This window comes from Roseateles sp. P1_C6 (genome assembly GCF_056406315.1).
The window spans coordinates 13738-33109 of record NZ_JBFUAK010000017.1; the positions used below are offsets into that span (position 1 = coordinate 13738).

The following is a 19372-nucleotide window of genomic DNA, read 5'->3' on the forward strand; positions in this document are numbered from 1 at the left end:
GGGTGGCGGCCTTGCTGGTGGTCGCTCTGGCCACCGTCGTGGCCAGTTTGCCGGGCACGGCGGCAGCGGGCGAGCAATCGGCCTGCGCGCTGAAGGCCAGTGGCGCGCCGCCCGCTGTCGTCGAGACCTACACGTCCGAGAAGTGCAGCTCCTGCCCGCCGATCGAGGCCTGGCTGTCCTCGCTCGCGGGCGACAAGTCCGTGCTGCCGCTGGCCTTTCACGTCGACTACTTCGACGACAAGCACTGGAAGGACCGTTACGCCAGCGCCGCCTACACGCGGCGGCAGAAGGAGGTGTTGGCCGTCAGCGGGGCGACCGGCATCTACACGCCCCAGGTGCTGGTGAACGGGCGTGACCGCACGCTGCCGCCCGTTCCCGCCGCGCTGGACGCCGGCGTGGACGTGGCGATGCAGGCGGACGGACGCCGGCTGCTGGCGCAGGTCTCGTCGCAGGCGGCCAGGCCGCTGGAGCTGGCCGGCTACTGGGCCGCCAGCGAGAACGGCCTGAGCAGCTATGTGGGCGGAGGCGAGAACGCCGGCCTCACGCTGAAGCACGACTTCGTCGTGCGCGACTACCGCAAGCTCCGGCCCTTCAAGCTGCCGCCGGGCACGCCCGTCCAGCTGGTGTACGACGGCGAGCTGGACGGGTCGCGCGAAATCGCCCTGGTGCTGACCGATCCATCGAGTGGCAGGCCGGTCCAGGCGCTGCGCTGGAAGCCCCGCTGCTAAGTGGCTCCTTCCGGTGCCAGGGCAGGTGGCTCTTCAAGAGCCCAGGGGTGATGCCCATCATGAAGCCATGAATGCACCCGACCGGTTCCTGGCCACCACCGCTCGCGCCACGCAGGACATCCTCAGGCATCGCCTGCCCTACCTGATCGATGCCACCGGTGAGGACCTCAGGTCGTCCCGTGGCTCGCTGCCGCTGGAACTGTTGCGGGCCGGGTTCGTCGAGTGGGCCGGCATGAAGTCGCGCTCCGACGCCGTCGCCCGCCAGGGGCTAGACGCGCTGGACGGGTCGTACAACTACTTGCCCGTCGTGCTGTGCCGGGATCGCCAGGCCGTGCGCCAGGCCCTGGCTTGCGACATGCGCTCCGGGCTGCTGGTCATCGGGACACCTGGGTGCGCCTTGAGCGGACCTTCGGGCGCACGCGTCCAGTGGCCCGTCGATGCGCCCGACAACATCGAGATGTCGGCGACCGCCTGGTTCGGCGCGCCGGCGCATGTGGCGAGTGGCCAGGACCTCTGGCAGCTGCCGCTGGCCTGCGATGCGCGCAGCCTGTCCGCCGACACGATCAGCAGCCGGCTGCGCGAGGTGGAGGCCTTGTGGATGCACTGCGGCGTCGCCCAGGGGTTCGTGCTGCTGAACCTGGACGGCATGTGCTCGCTCAGCGAACGGCGCGACGGCGTCGCCGACGAGGTCTTCGCCGCGGCGCTGGCATGGGCGCAGCGCGGCCTGCATGACGCGACGGTCATCGTCCACGGCGAGGGCGTGGCCTGCGCCAAGGGCCAGCTGGCCATGGGCCATGTCGCCCGACATCTGGGCCGCGCGTTGTTCAGGCCTGCGGGCGGATGGGGTCTTCGCGCCGCACGCGCGTGACGTCGTCAGCGCAGGCGACGTCGCCGAGTGACCGCTCCCGGCACGTGCAACGGCAAGGTCGGGGGCTGCAGTCGCATACTCAGGTGATGGACAAGCACCTCAACGTGCAACACGGCAAAGGGCCATGCCATGAATAGCGAACCGCGAGGCGATCGTCGAAAAGCCAGGTTGCCGGCCATCGCGCTCGGGGCCATCGCGGCCCTCGTCACCGCGGGTGCAGTGTCATGGGCCACGCCGGACGGCAATCTCGTCGTGACGTCGGTGCCCGCGCTGGCAGTTGGCCTGGTCGTGTTCGGCATTGCGTCGTGGCGTCAGCGTCGCGGTCGCGCGGGTCGTTGACGCCGGCCGCCACGGTCTGGCCGACCGATCTCCGATGGGGCGGCCTACTCACCCGCCGGCTCAAGGAAGCAGCGCCGATAGCTCTTGAAGGGTGGGTTCGCGAACCGCGTGTTGGCCGCTATCCCTTCCGGGTCGGCCGCCACGCTTTCTCGGTAGCGGCGGTAGGCGTCGTCGTCAGGAAAGGCGAACAGCGCGACGGCCTCGTTGGCCGGGCCGGTGGCGCCCAGGCCTGCGAAGCTCATGGCGGCCCCTGACGGCGCCTCGCGTGGCATGAAGAAGCCGTGGTGGACGCCGCCGTGCCGGCGGATGAGGCGCACCCAGGTGCGCGCGTAGTCTGCAAACTCGTCCAGCCGATCGGGGTCGAGTTCGTAGCGAACTTCGCAAACGAGCTTGTGGTCGGGCATGAGGCTCAGTGTCCTTGGCCGAGATTCAGCATCCAGGGTTCATCGAGCCGCTTCACTCCGGCGCCTGCGTGGCTTCCGGCGTCGCCACCACCACCGCCTTCTCCGGCCACGCGCCACCCGCGCTGAACGCCGCCCAGGCCCAACCCACCCAGCGCAGCAGCGACGTGGCCAGCCACAGCGCCCAGCCCAGCATCAGCACGCGGTACAGCCACACCGGCGCGCTGATCGCCCAGGCGCCTGCAGTGTGCTCCGTGAAGCGGTCGGACACCCAGCTCAGCAGATGGTTGCTGGACCCCGGCCCGGCGACCAGCAGGTCCGGGTAGCCCAGCAGGCCGGTGCGCAGCACATCCAGCAGCGCGGCGATGGCAGAGAAGGTCCACAGCACCAGCAGCAGTTGCACGAGGATGCGCAGCCAGCGTTTGCCACCCCGGCCGCCCCAGCGGCGCCGCGCCTCCAGCGCGCCGAACCAGCCGGCCAGCACTGCGAGCGCCCACAGCGACACGGGCGCCACACCCAGCGCCAGGATGATCCACGCCGGCCGGCCCATGACCCCCGGCAGGCCGCGCGGCGCGAACCAGGCCAGCGCCAGCACGACCACCAGCACGCCCCAGATCAGCACGGCGGGCCCGATCAGCGGGCCGCCGACGGCCAGCACGATGCGGTCCTCGGGCACGTCCAGCTGCAGCGCATCGTTGACGCCGGGCAGGCCCAGCGCCAGCCCTTCGTGGCGCCACAGCGCGCCCATGCCCTGGGGTTCGCGCCAGCGGATGTCCAGGCTCTGCGCGCCCGGCGTCAGCGGCAGGCTGAGCGCGCCGTCGCGCAGCTGCAGGGCCAGCTTCTGGCCGTTCATCTGCACGCTCTGCAGCTCCGCGCCGGCGGGCAGCTTCAGCGTGTGCGGGCCGCCGAGGCTGGCGCGCAGCTTCATCTCCAGCTGCACGGCGGTGCTGCGCTCGCCCGGCTCCAGCGTCGTCTTCACGCTGTCCAGCGTCAGCGTCTGACCGCCTACGCCAGCGGGTTTCTTCACGGCCAGCTTCAGCGTCTCGCCGGGCCAGGGCCGCCATTCGGGCAGCCATTCGCCGTCCTGCTGCAGCGCCGTCGCGGCCAGGCCGCTGGCGTCCACATGCCATTGCGGTGACGCGGCGAGTGTCCAGCGCTCGACCTGGTTGGGTTCCTTGCCGGCGAGCAGGGTCAGCGACTCGCTCGGCTGCAGCGTGCTGGCGACCTCGGCCTCGTCCTCGCCACCCAGCTGCAGGCTGGCAACGCCGCCGTCCACGGTCACGCGTGCATCACCCACGGCCTCGCCGGGCAGCAGCGCCCAGCGCACGCGCAGCGGCGCGCGGCTGGGGGCCAGCCGCTGGATGTGGGTCTGCGCCTGCCAGCGCAGGCCCAGGCTCAGGCGCCTGTCCACGCGCACCAGTGGCGGCAGCGCGTCACGCTGGGTGCCGGCATCCTCGGTCCGCTGGCTACCGGCCGCGACCTCGCGGCTCAGCGTGATCGCGCCGGTGCTCTGGCCGCGCGGGTCCAGCCCGGCCAGTGCCCAGCCCTTCAGCTCGGTCTGCAGCGCGCGCGGCGGCAGCGGCAGCGCGATGTCCAGGCCACTGGCGTTGCCCACGTCGGCGGACAGCACCAGCTGGTGCACGCCGGCCGGCACGGCGGCCCACAGCTGGCCCTGCTCGTCGCGCCGCGTCGCCGCGGGCTGGCCGTCCAGCGTCACGCTGCCAGGCTGCCAGCCGGTGCCCTGGCCGGGCAGTGGCACGGCAACGAGCGCCTGCGCGTGGATCTCGGCGCGCAACTGCACGGCCGAACCCGACGCGCTGACAAGCAGCCGCGCCAGCTCGGCGCAGTTGGGCAGGCAGTCCGGCGGCGCGGCCAGCTTGCCGCGCAGCGCCTGCAACTGCTCGTCGTTGGGCCAGGCGACCTGGGCTTCGCTCGGTTGCGGCGTCAGCGTCAGCGCCACAAGCAGGGCCGCGGCGGCGCCGRCAGCCGTGCGCGGCAGGCGCGGCGGCCGCCAGCCGGCCACGGCCGCCAGCGCCAGCGCGAGCAGGGCCAGGCCGGCGACCTTGAGCAGCGCGCTCGCCCACGGCGGCAGCAGCCACAGGTTGAGTGTCTGCTCGGGCGTGACGGGGCCGCTCCAGCGCAGCTGGTGGGCGCGCCAGGTCCACGTCGGCAGGCCGGGGCCGGTCTGCACACGGGCATTGGGGTCGACGCGCTCCATGACGCTGCTGGACTGGGACAGCGACGGCTTGGGGGCATACCGCTTCTCCAGCGGCGGGGGCGCCATCAGCGCAGGGACGGGCATTTCTTTCTGCTCCACGATGCGCACGCCGGCGTCCGCCCGACCGGCTTCCTCGTTCATGACGAATCCCGCCGTCCACCGGTTCTGCTCAAGGCTCGGATAGATGGCCTCCCTGACCTGCTGGACGGCGAAGGGCAGCAGCAGCAGGGCCAGCATTCCTACAACCGCAATGCGGCCGCGAGCAAACGCCGCCTGGGCGCGGCCCAGCGGCAGCGCTCGGGCTAGCGCCGTCAGCGCCAGCAGCCCGAACCAAAGTGCCGCCGGTGGGCTGCCCGGCGTGTGCCAGGTCAGCACCAGCGCGACGCCCAGCAACACGCCGATGCGCCAGCCCAGCAGCCGGTAGGCCGCCAGCGCGGCCAGCAGCACGAAGAAGAAGTCCCACAGCGTCCACATCGTCACCCAGGCGCCTTCGGCGCGGCTGGGGCCTTGCGCGTGCAGCAGCCGCCAGCCGGGCGGCAGTTGCAGCGTGGCCGTCAGTTGATCCACGCCGACGCTCCAGCCGCTGGCAGGCAAGGCGCCGTCGCGCACCCAGCGGCTGTCGGCGTCGATGCGGGCCGTGCTCTGGCGCACCTCGAAGCCGGCCGGGCCGTCCGTGGCCAGCCGTGTGATGGGCTGGTCCTCCCCGGCCAGCGCCGCGCGGCCCAGCTGGCCCGGCGCTGCCATCGCCAGCCGCGAGCTGGCGGAGAGCTGGCCGTCGAAGCGGTCTGCCGCGGTCAGCGCACGCCCGTCGAAGTCCAGCCACAGCCGGCGCGCCAGCGTCAGCGCGTCAGGCGGCGGCTTGGCATTGCCGCGCTGCAGCTCGGTCAGCTTCAGCGTCTCGCCGGGCTTGAGGCGGAATGCTGGCAGCGCACGCCAGGCGTCGGGCATCTCGATCTGGCGCGGGTCCACGCTGGCCGGGCCTTCGGGGCGGATCTGCCGCAGCGCCGGTGCCGCCTTGACGGCCCAGACCTCCTCCTGCGCTGCCGCCTCGGGCAGCTGCAATGCCTGCACCGGCGCGTTCAGCCGCGCGCGCAGCTCGATGTGCCAGGCACCCGGCCGCGCCTGCACGATGAGGCGGCCATCGTCGGCCAGCCGTGTGGGCAGCGGGCTGTCCAGCTGCATCGCGCGCAGGCCCGGCAGCAGCGCCAGCGGCAGCTCCACGGCGCGCGCGCGGCCGGCCACGCGCAGGTCGAAGACGGTGGTGACGGTCAGGGGCAGGTCGTCCTCGACAAGGCGCACGGTCTGCACCGTCACGCTGTCGCTGGCTTCTGCCGGGCTGGCCACGGCGCGCAGCCAGAGCCGCCCCTCGCCGTCAGGCGCGCGGCTTTGCGTGGCGCCGTCGCTGGTCACGACGATGGCGCCGAGACCTGCCGGCACGCTCAGGTTCTGCGGCATCTGCGCCCAGCTGATGCGGCCCTCGACGACATGCGTGCCGGGCGCCAGCCAGACGGCCGGGTGCTCGTCGCTTTGGGTCACTGGCAGCGGCTTGCCGCCGGCCTTGACGTCCTGCGGCCAGGCGCCGGCCTCGCCGGGCAGCGCCACGCGGGCCGGAGCGCCGAAGACCTGCACGTCGAGCCTGAAGCTCGCGTCACGCGGCCCGGCGCTGAGCTGCAGGCGCCCGGGCCACACGCACACAGCCGGTTCGGCCGCGTCCTGTGGCGCAGGGCAACCCAGCGGCGGCTGGCCTTGCTGGGCCCACGGCAGCCAGTCGCGCAGCGCGGGTGGCAGCTCGGTGGGCGTCAGTGGGGCGGCCTGCGTGAGGGCGCAGATCAGGCCCAGCGCTGTGGCCCCTAGCCAACGGACAAGGTGGTTTGACGGCATGGTTTCCTCCCGGGTGCGCATGCTCGCAGAAGCGCGGCCTTGGGCGTGCGCTGCGTTTCCCTAACATCGCGGCCTGTCTGAAACGATGCCGGTGCCGATGTCCCTCCTCGAGCCCTCGCCTAGCGCCCCGATCGACGCCGCGACGATGCGCTGGCAGGCGCCTTTGCTGGCGCTGCTGTCTGCCCGGCGGGTGGGGTCGTTGCCGCAGCATTGCCTGTGGGCGGTGCCGGCGAGCGTGTTGCCCAGCGTCGCCTTCCTGGGGCTGGCCCATGCCATCGCGTGGGCGCTGGGCATGGACGTGTCGTCGATGAACCCGCCGGACCGCCCGCCGTCGCTGGAGTCCTTGTTCAGCGGCGTGGTGTTCGCGCCGGTCGTCGAAACGCTGCTCCTGGCCGGCCTGCTGGGCTTGCTGTCGCGCCTGTCGAGGCGGCCGCTTTTCGTCGCCGCCGCGTCAGGCGTGCTGTGGGGCGGCGTGCATGGGGCCTACGGCGCCATGTGGTTCTTCGGCACGTTCTGGAGCTTCTACGTGTTGGGCTGCAGCTACCTGGCCTGGCGCCCGCTGGCCTGGTGGAAGGCCTTTGTCGTGGCGGCGGTGCCGCACGCGATCATCAACCTGATGGTCTGGTTGCTGCTCTTCCTGGCCCGCTAGGGACGCCTTACTGCACGGGCTTCACCCGCACGATGCGGCCGTGCGCTTCCAGCACCAGGTACAGCAGCCCATCCGGGCCTTCACGCACGTCGCGCATGCGGCCGGCATCGGGGAACAGCCGCTCCTGCTCGGCCGGCCGGTTGTCGGCGTCGAGCTTGACGCGTTCCAGGTGGCCGAACTTCAGCGAGCCGATGAAGAAGCTGCCCTGCCAGGCCGGGCCGTACTTGGCGCTCTTCAGCCGCACCAGGCCCGAAGGCGCGATGGACGGCACCCACTTGACGATGGGCTGCTCCATGCCGGCCTTGGCGGCGATGCCGTCGCCGATCTTGCCGCCGCCATAGTTCTCGCCGTAGGTGATGATGGGCCAGCCGTAGTTCAGCTTCGGGCTGATGAGGTTCAGCTCGTCGCCGCCCTGCGGGCCGTGCTCGTGCTGCCACAGGCGACCCTTGTCATCCAGCGTCAGGCCCTGCGAGTTGCGATGGCCGTAGCTCCAGATCTCGGGCTGGGCGCCGGGCGTCTTCACGAACGGGTTGTCGGCCGGCACGCTGCCGTCCTTGCCCACGCGCACGATCTTGCCGAGGTGGTTGTCCAGCGTCTGCGCGCTCTGCATGCCGCTGAAGCGCTCGCCCAGGCTCAGCATCAGCTTGCCGTCGGGCATCTCGACGATGCGGCAACCGAAGTGGTGCTTGCTCTCGACCTTGGGCTTCTGGCTGAAGATGACCTTCACATCGGTCAGGCGCTTGGCGTCCTCGCTGAGCCGGGCGCGGGCCATGGCCGTGCTGTTGGTCTTCTTGTCGGCGCCGGGTTCGGCGTAGCAGAAGTAGATCGTGCGGTTGCGCGCGAAGTCGCTGTCGGTGATGACGTCCAGCAGGCCGCCCTGGCCCACGGCGTCGACGGCCGGCACGCCCTGGATGGGCGCGCTGGGTTTGCCGCCAGGCCTGGCCGTGCGCATCGCACCGTCGCGTTCGGTGATGAGGAATTGGCCGTCGGGCAGGAAGGCCACCGCCCACGGCGTCTTCAGGCCTTCGACGACGGTTTCGAGTTGCGGGGTCTGGGCCTGGGTGGCGGTGCAGCCCAGGGCGACGAGCAGGGAGAGCAAGTGCTTGCGCATCGGAGGCGGGGTGAGGCGGGGAACGGGCGCGCATCATCGCAGCGCGGGCGCGGTTTCGCTGCCTGCCCGTGAGATGACCTCGGCATGGTGCTTGCCCGCAACCCTGGGTGAAGATGCAGCGCTATGCCCGCCGCAACGGCGACTCCGGCGTCGTGGCCTTTGCGACCGGGCCACGCGGCATTGCCGTGCAGTTCGTCGATGGCTCGGTCTACGTCTACGACCTGGAGCGCCCCGGGCGCGCCCACGTCACGGAGATGAAGCGCCTGGCGCGCGCCGGCCAGGGCCTGTCCACCTACATCAGCCGCGAGGTGCGGGACAACTACGCGAAGAAGCTGCGTTAGCTAGCATCCGTCCCTACACGACAGGGAGACGATCGATGGTTGCGCGGTGCATCGGGTGGTGGGTGGCCATGCTGGCCTGCTGCCTGGCCTTTCCGAGCTGGGCCATGCTGCCGGCACCCGACGTCATCGTTGGCCGCGCCGATGCGGATGCCAGCGGTGGCTGGCCCGTGGCGCTGTGGGTCATCGACGGCGAGCGCAGCCACTTCATCGTCCGCGCGCCGCGCCAGCAGCTGGGCCCGCTGCGGTGGCGGCCGGCGGATGCGCAGGCGCTGATGGCCCTGGAGCGTTTTGGGGCACCAACGCTGACCCAGTCGCTGGACACCCATCCATGCCCTGCCGGACTGGGCCGGGGTCACATCGTGCCGCCGCCGGCAGCCGATCCTGCGGGCGAGAGTGGCGCCCTTGCCCACCCCGCCTGCGGCGGGCGCAGTTGCGGTGGTGCGGCCTGGCGCGTCGACCTGTCGGCACAGGCCGGCGAGGTGCTGCCGCTGGCCAGACTGCTGCCTGGCCTCGCCGCCTCGCGACCGGAGTGGCTGGTGCTCTACGTGGTCAGCCCGCTGCCTAGCCTGCCCTTGAAAGGCGTCCGGCAGCTTCACCTGGCCGACGCGCTGCGGGGCCCGCGCAGCATGGCGCAATGGAGCCAACTCCGCATGCCCGCCGAAGCCGCGGCGCGGTTTCCTGCCATCCACACAGCCCTGTTGGAGCAGGCTGCGGAGGATCAGGGCCTGGCGCAGGCGTCGGTGCTGATGCGCGCCGACAGCCTGTCCAGCTTCATGGGGTGGGGGCTTGTGGGCGATTGGGATGGCGGCGAGGCGCCGCGCCGCGCCCTGGGTCTGAACGGCGATGCCGCGAAGGGCCAAGCGATCGTGCGTTTGCTGCTGCGGCTGTCGCCGGGTGACCGGCCGGCCGTGCTGGCACCACAGGCTGGGCCGTGGCAGGCGGCGGCGGAGTACTCAGACAAGCTGAAGACCTTGGAGCCTTGGCCCGAGACTCCGTCGTCATGCCGCAGGCAGTTGTCCGCCATGAATTGCGAGGCGGCCTGCGAGCGCAAGGCGCCCGCCTGCCTGCAGTTATGCCTCAGTCAGAAAAGCGAGGCGGAGGCATCTCTGCAGGGCAGCTTCGATGCCATCGCCGAGCGTCAGCGCCAGGCTTGGCGCTGGATCGAGCAGATCACCGGGCGGCCGGCGGCCGAATGGCAGACACGCTGACACGCCGCGCGCTCAGTTGCGCCACAGCTCCGCCACGAGCGCGAGACCCGCGCTGAACAGGTCCACACCCAGCACGCCCGCGATCGGCCCGGTGACCGTCGAGCTGGCGGCTTCCCGCTGCGCGCGCGACTGCTCCCTGGCGATGGCGACCAGGGCATCGCCCACGTCTGCGGGGCTGCCCCAACCCCGCCGCGTCGGCGCGTGCGCGTAGCTCTGCAAGGCCTTCTCGACGGCCTGCGGGTCCAGCAGCGACAGCGCCGAGCGGCAGTGCGAGCAGGCGTCTTCCTTGCGCAGGTCCACCGGCGCACCGCAGCTGCTGCAGTGGATGACGCCTATCCGTTGGGCGATGTCGGCGATCTCGGGCTTGGTGAGCTGGCGCACGAAGCCCTTCTCGATCATGAAGGACGCGAAGCTGCTGAAGCGCCCGTGCCGGTTCTCGCAGCGGTGGGTGATGTAGCGGCCGCTGCGCACGATGTCGAAGCCCTGAGTCAGCCGGCCGCGGCATTGCGGGCAACGCAGCGCTTCGGCCAGCGGCCGGCGCGGCGCGTCGACATGCTGGTGCATCTGCTTGAACACCGCCGCAACGGCTTCGGGCGCCAGCCGGAGGTTCTCCATCTGGTCGAACCAGATGCCCTGGCAGCCGAAGCAGAAGTCGATCTCCACCGTGCCACCGTACTGCGCTGGCAGCGCATGCAGCTGCATCTGCTCGCTGCAGGACGGGCAGGGACGCTGAGACGCAATCATCTCGGCTGACTCGCGGGCCGAGCGCCGGGCCGCTCCCAGGCCGGCCCGCGTAGGCGATGTGCTTGCCGGTCGACCCGGCAAGCATCGCCGTCCCCTCGGGGGCTGAGGCCGGACACATTGCGCCCAGTGGGCGCGATGTGCCTGCCGAAGGGCTGTGGCGCGAGCCGCAGCGCGGCCTGCAAGGCCAGCCAAGGTACGCCCTGGACGAGGGGTGTCACGTTCTAGCCGTCGAGGCGCTGTTGGAACACCAGCCCCGCGTGTTCCCGCAGCGCGTGGAACTTGATCTTGGGCCAGTTGCTCTCGATGGCGCGCAGCTCGGGCGCGTACTCGACCAGCACGGTCGGCGCGTCGACCGCGTCGTAGGCCATGCGGTGGTCGTTGGCGTCGATGAAGCGCTTGAGCTCCTTGTCGCCGCCGTCCTCGGGCGCGCAGGTGACCCAGCGCGCCACCTGGAAGCGGCTGGGCATGATGCGGGCCTTGCAGCCGTACTCATGCTCCAGCCGGTGCGCGACGACCTCGAACTGCAGCTGGCCCACGGCGCCCAGCAGCAGCACGCTGCCGGCGATGGGGCGGAAGACCTGGATGGCCCCCTCCTCGCCCAGCTGCTGCAGGCCGGCCTTGAGCTGCTTGGTCTTCAGCGGGTCGGCCACCTCCACGGCACGGAACATCTCGGGCGCGAAGAACGGCAGGCCGGTGTACTGCAGCGCCTCGCCCTCGGTGATGGTGTCGCCCAGCTGCAGCACGCCGTGGTTGGGGATGCCGATGATGTCGCCGGCAAAGGCCTCGTCCAGCAGTTCGCGGCGCTGCGACAGGAAGGACACGACCGTGTTGGGCCGCAGCTCCTTGCCTGAGCGCACGACCTTCAGGCGCATGCCACGCTCGAAGTGACCGGAGGCCACGCGCAGGAAGGCGATGCGGTCGCGGTGGGCCGGGTCCATGTTGGCCTGGATCTTGAAGACCACGCCGGTGAACTTGGGTTCCTCGGGCTGCACGGTGCGCTGCATGGCCACGCGCGCGTCCGGCGCGGGGGCCAGTTCGACGAGGGCGTCCAGCACCTCTTGCACGCCGAAATTGTTGACGGCGGAGCCGAAGAACATCGGCGTCTGCTTGCCGGTCAGGAACTCGTCCCGGTTGAACGCCGGCGCGGCGTCGCGTACCAGCTCGATCTCGCCTTGGGCCTGCTCGTATTGCATGCCGAAGCGCTCCGCATAGGCCGGGTTGTCCAGCCCTTCCAGCACTTCCTCGGTGCCGGCCGCGCGGTCCTCACCGGGGGCGAACACGCGCATGCGCTGCTGGCGCAGGTCCATCACGCCGTGGAAGGCCTTGCCCATGCCCACCGGCCACGTGAACGGCACCACCGTCATGCCCAGCTCGCGCTCGATCTCGTCCATCAGCGCGAGAGGCTCCTGCACCTCGCGGTCCATCTTGTTGACGAAGGTCAGGATGGGCGTGTTGCGTGCACGGCAGACCTGCAGCAGGCGCCGCGTCTGCGGCTCCACGCCGTTGGCCGCGTCGATGACCATCAGTGCCGCGTCCACGGCGGTCAGCACCCGGTAGGTGTCCTCGGAGAAGTCCTGGTGGCCCGGGGTGTCCAGCAGGTTGATGACGCAGTCGCGGTACTCCATCTGCATGACGGACGAAGCCACCGAGATGCCGCGCTGCTTCTCGATCTCCATCCAGTCCGACGTGGCGTGCCGGCTGGCCTTGCGCGCCTTCACCGAACCGGCAATCTGGATCGCGCCGGAGAACAGCAGCAGCTTCTCCGTCAGCGTGGTCTTGCCGGCGTCGGGGTGGCTGATGATGGCGAAGGTGCGGCGGCGGCGGACTTCGGTCTCGATGCGGCTGGCGGTGGGTTCGGACATGGGTGGGCCTGGGGCTAACCCGTCATTATCCGTGGCGCCTGCGCAAAGCCTTTTGGCACCGCCGCGTCACTGTGCGCCCGACGAGCCGCTCCAGCCGTAGATCCAGACATGGCACCAGCCACCGTGGCCGGTGGCCTCCTCGCGGTCGATCGAGTAGGTGCCGTTCTTGCCGACCCAGGTCTGGGCGCCTGCGCGCGCATCGGCGCAGCTCTTGCCCATGAACATGCGTGTGATGCGCGTCGGCGCTTCGGGCGGCGCAGGTTTCGGCGCGGGCGCCGGCATGGCAGCCGGCAGCGTCTGCGGCCTGGGCCTGTCCTCGATCGTCAGCGAGCCGGCAGAGGCTTGCGCCTTTTGCTGTTGCTCCTGCTGGCGGGCTCGCTCGGCCGCAGCGGCCACCTGCTGGCGCAACTGTTCGTCGCGCCGGCGCTGCGTTTCGGCGCGTTCGGCGGCCTGTGCGTCGGCGCGCGCCTGCTCGGACTGCTGGCGCTGCGCGGCCAGGCGGGCGGCCTCCTGGTCCTGGCGCTGGTTGGCCTGGTTGATGAGTTCCACCTGGCGCTGGCGCTCGGTGCGCTGCTGGGCCTCGGCCTGCTGGCGCTGTCGTTCGGCCTGCTGGGCCTGCTGTGCCTGGGCGCGGTTCGCGGTCTCGTTGAGCCGGTTCAGCGACTGGGCCAGCGCGCGTTCGCTGGCGGCCCGGGTTGCATTGAATTGCACGGCCCGGCGCGCCCGGTCAGCCTCCTCCTCGGCTTCGGCTCGTGCATCCTCCTGAGCCTGCCGGGCGGCCTGTGCCTGGTACTGGCGGCGTTGCTCTTCAAACTGCCGGGCCTGCTCCTGCCGCTGCAGCTCGGCCTGGCGCGCGTCCTCGGCGGCGCGGAACTTGCTGTTCTGTACGCTGCGACGCAGCTTGGCGATGTCTTGCTCAGACAACTGGCGCGGCGCCTCGACGGCAGGCGCCGACGCCGCGTCGGCGACCGCGGGCGCTTGCGCGCCGCACGCGAGCGGCAGGCAGCACATGGTCCACAACGCGGCGCGCAGAAGGTAGGGGTTGGTCATGGTTCAGAAACCGGTCGCGGCCGTCTTGTCGCAGCTGGCCTTCAGGAACTTCATCGCGAACTCGACACGGTCGGCCATGTCGACGTCCTTGATCTTGAAGTAGAGGTAGGCATTGAACCGGCTGTCCTGTGCGCTCGCATAGACGTAGCCAGTGCCGCGGCTGATGACGGTCTTGCCCCAGGCGACGTAGTAGGGGCCCGCATACTTGACATTGGGGTCTTCGTACTTGGCCGTCTTCGTCACGCGATAGGGCAGCTCGTCGTAGCCGAAGAAGGTTTCCTTCATTGCCGTGCCGTCGCTGACATACACCGTGTCCGGCTTTTCCTTCGTGGAGGTTTCGAGCCGGGTCGTGCATGGGTCCGCATTCGCACGCGGGTCCAGGCCCTCTGCCTTCGTGACGTCCAGCATCTGCTGAAGGTTCGTCGTCGCGGCCTCGCTGCTTCCGCCACCGTAGGGCCCGTCATTCTGTGGGACGCCGTTCTTCAGCCAGCGGTTGACGTAGGTCTTGGTGCCACTCAACGACATGGCGTTGGTGGTCTTGTCCAGCGCGTACACAAAAAGCGCGCCGTCGCCGGCCAGCATGCCGAGAAACTGTTGTGCACCCGCCGCCGTCTGCTGCTGTGCGGAGGCGGGTGACAGGTTGGCCGCCAGCAGGCAGGCGCAGGCGGTGGGCAGGATTGGACGAAGCATCTGACGGTCCCGGTGTGAATGCAGAGGTGGGCTCAGAAACCGGTAGCGGCGGTCTTGTCGCAACTCGCCTTCAGGAACTTCATCGCGAATTCGACGCGGTCAGTCATCTCGGCGTCCTTGGTGACATCGCCGCCGTACACCAGTTCGATGTTGAACCTGGCACCGGGCGAGCGCGCCGTGATGCGGCCGTTGGCGGCACGGCTGATGACAGCCTTGCCCCAGGCAAGGTGGTGGGGGCCTGCGAACTTGACGGCCGGGTCTTCGTAGGTGTCGGTGACGGTCTTGAGATAGGGCAGGTAGTCGAAGCCGAAGAAGGTTTCCTTCTTGAAGGTGTACTGCTCGGTCGCCACGTTGCCGACCTTTTCCTTGGTGGAGGTGTCCAGGCGCGTGGTGCAGGAGTCGGCGTTGCCGCGATCGTCCATGCCCTCAAGCCTAGTGATACTCAGCAGCCACTTGAGTTGAATTGAGACCGGCTCGGCGCTGTCGCCGTAGGGACCGTCGCTGGCGTCCGGGACGCCGTTTTTCAGCCACCGGAATGTCGTCTTCTTGCTGCCTTGGACAATCAGCTTGTTCCCATTGCGCTCGGACAGCCCGACGGACAGGCTGTCGTCCTTGGCCAGAAGCGCCAGGAAGCGCTGCGCGCCGTCGGCGGTCTGTTGCGCCTGCGCCGTGGCCGCAGACGTGAATCCGCTCATCATGCAGGCCAGCGCCAGCGGCGCGATTCGATCGAACATGGACTCCCCTAGACGTTGAACTTGCACGCCGCCCGGATGCCGTCATCGACAGGGGCATCTCGCGACATGACGAGCGTCCCGCAATTTTGCTGACGAAGCGGCCGGGTTCCTCGGCCGCGGTCAGCGCAAGTCGGCCGCTAGCGCGAACTTGTTCGCACAGTCGTCCCCAGGATGAACTCGGGAGGCAGACTCCTGCCAAGGCTCCGGGGCTCGTCGCGGCTGCTACGTGTTTCCCTGCTCGCTGCACTGCTGCTCGGCCTCGCCACACCCGGCTTCGCGGCGCCCCCGCTGATGCAGAACCCGCCGGAGATCCAGCGCCGCGGCGCCGCGGCAACTGCGCATCCAGGGTGGCGACATCAGCTTCGGCAGCCTCAACCCGGGCCTGTTCGGCGCGGGCCAGGAGGTGGGCGTGGGCTGGCGCACGGGCAGGGAGACGGGCTTCAACTGGGAGGTGCGCGCGCCGGGCGACCGCATGGCGTCCACCACCGGCGACGAGAAGGGGCCGGCGAACGCCTTCCTGGAGATGGGCCGCGCGCCGCCCGGCGGCCACAACATCGAGGAAGGCTGGCAGTGTGCCGTGACCTGCGCGCGATGCCGCTGCTGTCGCCCGCCAATCCGCTGCGCGCGCTGATGGCCGATCTCTACGACACCGGCGGCCGCGAGGTGGCGGGCCAATGCCGCAACCTCGGCCGCAAGGTGAATGGCAAGCGCGTCGGCGGCGAGACGCGCGCAGCGCGACGCCGTCGTGCTGAACGGCAAGACGCTGCAACTGCGCCAGGCGGATCGCCTGGATCTCGGCAGCCGGCTGGACGATGGCTCGATCAACGGCAGCTTCGACTGGCCCGACGGCAGCAATTTCCACGCCGAGCAGTTCGCGGGCGCCGCGCTGGCGGTCGCGATGTTCAGCTTCTCCGAGGGCGATGCGCGCTGGCACTGCCAGCCCGGGCGTTGACGGCTACATGCCCTTGAAGCGCCCGCGCTGCGCGCGGCTGACGGGCAGCGGCTGGGAGAGGCCGCGCAGGTGCACCCACAGCTCGCCGTCGTCGCGCCGCTCGATGCGTTCGATGGCGCGCGCGTTGACGACCGAGCCGCGGTGGATCTGCCAGAACAGCTGCGGGTCCAGCTGCTCCATCAGCTCGCCCAGCGATGTGCGCAGCAGCAGGTTCTCACCGCCCTGGCTCAGCGCCCGTGTGTGGCGCAACTCGGAGCGCAGCGCGGCGATGTGCTCCACGTCCATCAGCTTCATCGTGTTGCCGGTCCAGGCCTGCAGGAAGCGCAGCTTCTCCGCCGCGGCCGGGCCCTGCTGCTGCAGGCGCTGCACGGTGGCGGCCAGGCGGGCGGGCGTCAGCGGCTTGCGCAGATAGTCCACGGCGCCATGTTCGAAGGCGTCCAGCGCGTGTTCCGGGTGGGCCGTGACGAACACCAGCCGCGTGCGCGCCGGTGCCAGGCCGGCCAGCGACAGGCCGTCGATGCCGGGCATGCGGATGTCCAGGAAGGCGACGTCGGGCTGCAGCTCGTCCAGCAGCCGGCGCGCCTCGGTGCCGCTCTTCGCGCGGGCCACGATGGCGAGATCGGGCCAGGCCTCGGCGAGCAGCTGGTGCAACTCGTCCAGCAGCTGCGGTTCGTCGTCGGCGATGAGGGCGGTGGTCATTCCAGCGGGAGGGTCAGCGACGCTTCGGTCAGGCCTTCGGCATCGGTCGCGAGGGCCAGTGTCGCGTCGTCGCCATGCAGCGCGTGCAGCCGCTGGCGCAGGTTGGTCAGCGCCAGGCCGTGGCCGGCGGGCGGCGCGTCGGCAAGCGGACAGCCGCTGTTGCTGACGGACAAGCGCAGCTGGCCGCCGGCGCGCTCCGCCCGCAGCAGCACCTGCCCGCCGCGCTCGCTGGGTTCGATGCCGTGCTGGATGGCGTTCTCCACCAGCGGCTGCAGCATCAGCGGCGGCAAGGGCTGGCTGCGCAGCGCGTCGTCGACGTCGATGCGCCAACTCAGCCGCTCGCCCAGGCGCAGCGCCATGATGGCCAGATAGTGCTCGACGAGCTGGCATTCCTCGCCCAGCGTGGACTCGGGCTGGCGGATGCGGGCCAGCGCCGTGTCCAGGAAGCCGCTGACGGCATCCAGCAGCGGCAGCGCGCGGTCCGAACCCTGCCTGACGAAGCTGCGCAGCGTCGCCAGCGTGTTGAACAGGAAGTGCGGCTCGATCTGGGCCTGCAGCATCTGCAACTCGGCTCGCAGCCGGGCACGTTCCTGCTCGACACGGCGCAGCGCCCGCAGCCGGCGCAGGCCCTGCAACAAGGGCAGGCCCAGCATCAGTGCGCCGAAGCTGAAGTGCAGCCAGGCCCGCGTGACGCGGTCATTGCCGCTCAGCAGCGCGGTGGTGAGCACCTGCTCGGCCGCCCAGCCCAGCATGGCGCCGGTCAGCAGGGCGAGCAACAGCACGCCGGGCAGGGCGGCGCGCTGATCGGGGCGCAGGCGCCGAGCGGTCAGACCGCCAAGGGTGTCCGTCACCGCGTGGCCCAGCCAGAGTCCCAGCGACAGCGCCCAGGCGGCGTGTGCGTGCAGCCAGGGCGCCGTCGCCCCGAACAGCGCCAAGCCTGCCAGCAGCGGAGCGGGGCCTTGCCAGCCCAGACGCTCTTCCGCCAGGGCCTGGGCCATTTCGTGGCCGAGCGGCAGGTTGGTCGTGCTCATGGCGGCGTCAGGTTGCCGGCCTGGCGCGGCAGCGTCTTGAGCGGCCCCTGGCCGGTGGTGGCCGTGGCGCTGGGCACGACCTCGATCTGGAACTGTGTGGCCTGCAGCCGGCCGCCGCCTTCGAGCAGGAAGCCGAAGCTCAGCGCCGTGGCGTCGGCGGGGATGTCCAGCACGATGGCGGCGGGCTGCCAGCCGAAGTTGCCGCGCAGCGGCCGGTCGCTCATGTTGTCGAAGGCAGTGCCAGGCTGCTGGCCGCTGTCGGCCCGCATCCACAGGCCGCCCCAGGCCACCAGCTGTTCGCCGCTCAACTGGGCGGTCAGGCGCACGCGTTTGCCGGCGTAGTCGGCGCCAGACACCTGCTGCATCAAGGTCGTGAAGCCCTCGGTGCCGGGCTGGCAGTCCAGCCTGAAGACCTTGGGGCTGGGCGCGCCGGCCACCGGCGCGACGCGGCCTTCGCAGGTCTTGGCGTTGCCGGTCTGCAACCAGCCATCTGGCAGGCCGGTCGGCTTGGCCAGCGCCGTGGCGAGTGCGCCCACCGCAATGGCGGCGACGAGGGCATAGGCTTTCATCGGTCAATCTCCCGTTGCTGACCTCAATCGGTCCGCATGCAGCCTAGGGAGATCGGGCTCGGCCTGCCCCGCAACGGGGTGAAGGGTCGAGGAACGCGCAGCAACTGCCGAAAAGCCGACACCAGCGCCAGCTCTCAGGCCGCCGGCAGGAAAGGCTTGACGACGCCGAGCACCCGGTCGACGTAGGCGTCCTTTTCGCCGACAGGCGCCGCGTAGTGCAGCGCACTGCGCGCTGCGGCCAGGCCGGCGCGCCGGGCCATGGCCCACGCGGCCAGGTATTGCGAGGCCAGGCAGCCGCCCGCCGTGGCGATGGGGCCGCGGGCATGGAAGGGCTCCTCCAGCACGCGCACGCCGGCCTCCACCACCCAGGGCTTGGTGGTCGAGTCGGTGCAGGCGGGCATGTCGGCCAGCAGGCCCAGGCGCGCCATCAGCAGCGTGCCCGAGCACTGGCCGCCGATGAGCTGGCGCACCGGGTCCAGCTGCAGCCGGTCGAGCAGCGTGCCGTTGGTGGCGATCGCACGGGTGTGGATGCCGCTGCCGAACAGCACGATGTCGGCCTCGTTGGCGAACTCCAGCGGCTGCTGCGCCGTGATGGTGACGCCGTTCATCGACGTGACCTGGGCGGCGGGGCTGGTGATCTCGGCCGTCCAGCCCTGGTGGCGCAGCCGGTTGATGAGACCCAGCGCGATGAAGCTGTCGAGCTCGTTGAAGCCGTCGAAGGTCAGGATGGCGACCTTCATGCGCGCACTCACTCTTCCAGCAGGCTGCGCAGCATCCACGCCGTCTGCTCATGCACCGTGAGGCGCTGCGTCAACAGGTCTGCCGTCGGCTCGTCGCCGGCCTTGTCGACCAGCGGGAAGATGGCGCGTGCCGTGCGGGCGATGGCTTCGTGGCCCTGCATCAGCAGCTCCACCATCTTCATCGCCTTGGGCGGCACGGCGGGCGCATCGGGCAGGCCGCTGAGCTTGGTGAACTGCGCGTAGCTGCCGGGCGCCGCGTGGCCCAGCGATCGGATGCGCTCGGCGATCGGGTCCACCGCGTTCCACAGCTCGGTGTACTGGGCCATGAACATCGCATGCAGGCTGTTGAACATCGGCCCGGTGACGTTCCAGTGGAAGTTGTGGGTGGTCAGGTACAGCGTGTAGGTCTCGGCCAGCAGCTTGGACAGGCCGGCGGCGATGGTCGCGCGGTCCTTGTCGCTGATGCCGATGCTGATGGAGGGGGCGGTGGATTTCTTGGCCATGGGCGGCTCCGAGATGAGACGGCGGCAAGCCTAACGGATTCAATGCGACGGTCA

21 protein-coding genes are annotated in these 19372 nt (G+C 70.6%); 8 read left to right on the forward strand and 13 right to left on the reverse strand.

Annotation, left to right across the window (positions count from 1 at the left end; translation table 11 throughout):
• Nucleotides 1–2 precede the first annotated feature (2 nt).
• The 3 genes from AC1D29_RS28605 to AC1D29_RS28615 all read left to right on the forward strand — a co-directional run bounded on the left by AC1D29_RS28605 (nt 3) and on the right by AC1D29_RS28615 (nt 1935).
• Entirely contained in the window at nt 3–728 is a 726-nt protein-coding gene (locus AC1D29_RS28605; protein WP_477904005.1) for a DUF1223 domain-containing protein, read from the forward strand.
• 67 nt (nt 729–795) lie between these two features.
• Nucleotides 796–1596: a hypothetical protein gene (locus AC1D29_RS28610; protein ID WP_477904007.1), complete on the forward strand. Its 801-nt coding sequence runs from the start codon at nt 796–798 to the stop codon at nt 1594–1596.
• Nucleotides 1597–1725: 129 nt separating this feature from the next.
• On the forward strand, nt 1726–1935 hold the full coding sequence (locus tag AC1D29_RS28615; protein ID WP_477904009.1) for a hypothetical protein: 210 nt from the start codon (nt 1726–1728) through the stop codon (nt 1933–1935).
• Nucleotides 1936–1979: 44 nt separating this feature from the next.
• Here the strand turns inward: AC1D29_RS28615 and AC1D29_RS28620 are convergent, their stop codons facing one another.
• Both AC1D29_RS28620 and AC1D29_RS28625 read right to left on the reverse strand, forming a co-directional pair.
• Nucleotides 1980–2339: an NIPSNAP family protein gene (locus AC1D29_RS28620; protein ID WP_477904011.1), complete on the reverse strand. Its 360-nt coding sequence runs from the start codon at nt 2337–2339 to the stop codon at nt 1980–1982.
• Nucleotides 2340–2391: 52 nt separating this feature from the next.
• Nucleotides 2392–6435 (reverse strand): hypothetical protein, encoded by a 4044-nt coding sequence (locus AC1D29_RS28625; RefSeq protein ID WP_477904013.1) that lies wholly within the window; start codon nt 6433–6435, stop codon nt 2392–2394.
• A gap of 97 nt (nt 6436–6532) precedes the next feature.
• Here AC1D29_RS28625 and AC1D29_RS28630 point away from each other — a divergent pair, with 97 nt between their 5' ends.
• Nucleotides 6533–7084 carry a hypothetical protein gene (locus tag AC1D29_RS28630; protein WP_477904015.1) on the forward strand — a complete coding sequence of 184 codons (552 nt, stop codon included), beginning with the start codon at nt 6533–6535 and terminating at the stop codon, nt 7082–7084.
• Nucleotides 7085–7091: 7 nt separating this feature from the next.
• Here the strand turns inward: AC1D29_RS28630 and AC1D29_RS28635 are convergent, their stop codons facing one another.
• The gene (locus AC1D29_RS28635) at nt 7092–8195 is read right to left on the reverse strand and encodes a PQQ-dependent sugar dehydrogenase (protein WP_477904018.1); all 1104 of its coding nucleotides are present in this window, start codon (nt 8193–8195) and stop codon (nt 7092–7094) included.
• A 113-nt stretch (nt 8196–8308) separates the two neighbouring features.
• Between AC1D29_RS28635 and AC1D29_RS28640 the strand changes: the two genes are divergently transcribed.
• Both AC1D29_RS28640 and AC1D29_RS28645 read left to right on the forward strand, forming a co-directional pair.
• On the forward strand, nt 8309–8536 hold the full coding sequence (locus tag AC1D29_RS28640) for a hypothetical protein (RefSeq protein ID WP_477904079.1): 228 nt from the start codon (nt 8309–8311) through the stop codon (nt 8534–8536).
• A gap of 104 nt (nt 8537–8640) precedes the next feature.
• Nucleotides 8641–9744, forward strand: a complete 1104-nt coding sequence (locus AC1D29_RS28645; protein ID WP_477904020.1) for a hypothetical protein — start codon at nt 8641–8643, stop codon at nt 9742–9744.
• A 12-nt stretch (nt 9745–9756) separates the two neighbouring features.
• On the opposite strand, the gene AC1D29_RS28650 is transcribed toward AC1D29_RS28645, so the two are convergent.
• The 5 genes from AC1D29_RS28650 to AC1D29_RS28670 form a co-directional block, all read right to left on the reverse strand.
• On the reverse strand, nt 9757–10488 hold the full coding sequence (locus AC1D29_RS28650; RefSeq protein ID WP_477904022.1) for a zf-TFIIB domain-containing protein: 732 nt from the start codon (nt 10486–10488) through the stop codon (nt 9757–9759).
• A 221-nt stretch (nt 10489–10709) separates the two neighbouring features.
• Entirely contained in the window at nt 10710–12350 is a 1641-nt protein-coding gene (locus AC1D29_RS28655) for a peptide chain release factor 3 (protein ID WP_477904024.1), read from the reverse strand.
• A gap of 66 nt (nt 12351–12416) precedes the next feature.
• Nucleotides 12417–13400, reverse strand: coding sequence for a hypothetical protein (locus AC1D29_RS28660; RefSeq protein ID WP_477904026.1), 984 nt, complete (start codon nt 13398–13400; stop codon nt 12417–12419).
• Nucleotides 13401–13403: 3 nt separating this feature from the next.
• Nucleotides 13404–14090 (reverse strand): hypothetical protein, encoded by a 687-nt coding sequence (locus AC1D29_RS28665; RefSeq protein WP_477904028.1) that lies wholly within the window; start codon nt 14088–14090, stop codon nt 13404–13406.
• Nucleotides 14091–14122: 32 nt separating this feature from the next.
• A complete protein-coding gene (locus AC1D29_RS28670; RefSeq protein ID WP_477904030.1) occupies nt 14123–14851 on the reverse strand; it encodes a hypothetical protein in 729 nt (242 codons plus the stop codon).
• Nucleotides 14852–15233: 382 nt separating this feature from the next.
• Between AC1D29_RS28670 and AC1D29_RS28675 the strand changes: the two genes are divergently transcribed.
• Entirely contained in the window at nt 15234–15455 is a 222-nt protein-coding gene (locus AC1D29_RS28675; RefSeq protein WP_477904032.1) for a hypothetical protein, read from the forward strand.
• 69 nt (nt 15456–15524) lie between these two features.
• Nucleotides 15525–15776, forward strand: a complete 252-nt coding sequence (locus AC1D29_RS28680; protein ID WP_477904034.1) for a hypothetical protein — start codon at nt 15525–15527, stop codon at nt 15774–15776.
• Between the two features lie 3 nt (nt 15777–15779).
• Here AC1D29_RS28680 and AC1D29_RS28685 read toward each other — a convergent pair whose 3' ends face one another.
• From AC1D29_RS28685 to AC1D29_RS28705, 5 genes are all read right to left on the reverse strand, one after another.
• Nucleotides 15780–16475, reverse strand: coding sequence for a LytR/AlgR family response regulator transcription factor (locus AC1D29_RS28685; protein WP_477904035.1), 696 nt, complete (start codon nt 16473–16475; stop codon nt 15780–15782).
• The gene (locus tag AC1D29_RS28690; protein WP_477904037.1) at nt 16472–17506 is read right to left on the reverse strand and encodes a sensor histidine kinase; all 1035 of its coding nucleotides are present in this window, start codon (nt 17504–17506) and stop codon (nt 16472–16474) included. Before AC1D29_RS28690 ends, AC1D29_RS28685 begins: the two co-directional genes overlap by 4 nt.
• On the reverse strand, nt 17503–18075 hold the full coding sequence (locus tag AC1D29_RS28695) for a hypothetical protein (protein ID WP_477904039.1): 573 nt from the start codon (nt 18073–18075) through the stop codon (nt 17503–17505). Before AC1D29_RS28695 ends, AC1D29_RS28690 begins: the two co-directional genes overlap by 4 nt.
• Before the next feature lie 134 nt (nt 18076–18209).
• Nucleotides 18210–18815 (reverse strand): type 1 glutamine amidotransferase family protein, encoded by a 606-nt coding sequence (locus AC1D29_RS28700; protein ID WP_477904041.1) that lies wholly within the window; start codon nt 18813–18815, stop codon nt 18210–18212.
• A gap of 8 nt (nt 18816–18823) precedes the next feature.
• The gene (locus AC1D29_RS28705; RefSeq protein WP_477904043.1) at nt 18824–19318 is read right to left on the reverse strand and encodes a Dps family protein; all 495 of its coding nucleotides are present in this window, start codon (nt 19316–19318) and stop codon (nt 18824–18826) included.
• Nucleotides 19319–19372: the final 54 nt, after the last annotated feature.

Excerpts from the sequence above, each read along its gene's own strand:
- AC1D29_RS28610 (WP_477904007.1), top strand. The coding sequence starts at position 796 with ATGAATGCACCCGACCGGTTCCTGGCCACCACCGCTCGCGCCACGCAG.
- AC1D29_RS28655 (WP_477904024.1), bottom strand. The coding sequence starts at position 12,350 with ATGTCCGAACCCACCGCCAGCCGCATCGAGACCGAAGTCCGCCGCCGC.
- AC1D29_RS28660 (WP_477904026.1), bottom strand. The coding sequence starts at position 13,400 with ATGACCAACCCCTACCTTCTGCGCGCCGCGTTGTGGACCATGTGCTGC.
- AC1D29_RS28650 (WP_477904022.1), bottom strand. The coding sequence starts at position 10,488 with ATGATTGCGTCTCAGCGTCCCTGCCCGTCCTGCAGCGAGCAGATGCAG.
- AC1D29_RS28620 (WP_477904011.1), bottom strand. The coding sequence starts at position 2,339 with ATGCCCGACCACAAGCTCGTTTGCGAAGTTCGCTACGAACTCGACCCC.
- AC1D29_RS28705 (WP_477904043.1), bottom strand. The coding sequence starts at position 19,318 with ATGGCCAAGAAATCCACCGCCCCCTCCATCAGCATCGGCATCAGCGAC.
- AC1D29_RS28665 (WP_477904028.1), bottom strand. The coding sequence starts at position 14,090 with ATGCTTCGTCCAATCCTGCCCACCGCCTGCGCCTGCCTGCTGGCGGCC.
- AC1D29_RS28645 (WP_477904020.1), top strand. The coding sequence starts at position 8,641 with ATGCTGCCGGCACCCGACGTCATCGTTGGCCGCGCCGATGCGGATGCC.
- AC1D29_RS28630 (WP_477904015.1), top strand. The coding sequence starts at position 6,533 with ATGTCCCTCCTCGAGCCCTCGCCTAGCGCCCCGATCGACGCCGCGACG.
- AC1D29_RS28640 (WP_477904079.1), top strand. The coding sequence starts at position 8,309 with ATGCAGCGCTATGCCCGCCGCAACGGCGACTCCGGCGTCGTGGCCTTT.
- AC1D29_RS28700 (WP_477904041.1), bottom strand. The coding sequence starts at position 18,815 with ATGAAGGTCGCCATCCTGACCTTCGACGGCTTCAACGAGCTCGACAGC.
- AC1D29_RS28635 (WP_477904018.1), bottom strand. The coding sequence starts at position 8,195 with ATGCGCAAGCACTTGCTCTCCCTGCTCGTCGCCCTGGGCTGCACCGCC.
- AC1D29_RS28615 (WP_477904009.1), top strand. The coding sequence starts at position 1,726 with ATGAATAGCGAACCGCGAGGCGATCGTCGAAAAGCCAGGTTGCCGGCC.
- AC1D29_RS28695 (WP_477904039.1), bottom strand. The coding sequence starts at position 18,075 with ATGAAAGCCTATGCCCTCGTCGCCGCCATTGCGGTGGGCGCACTCGCC.
- AC1D29_RS28685 (WP_477904035.1), bottom strand. The coding sequence starts at position 16,475 with ATGACCACCGCCCTCATCGCCGACGACGAACCGCAGCTGCTGGACGAG.
- AC1D29_RS28680 (WP_477904034.1), top strand. The coding sequence starts at position 15,525 with ATGGCAAGCGCGTCGGCGGCGAGACGCGCGCAGCGCGACGCCGTCGTG.
- AC1D29_RS28690 (WP_477904037.1), bottom strand. The coding sequence starts at position 17,506 with ATGAGCACGACCAACCTGCCGCTCGGCCACGAAATGGCCCAGGCCCTG.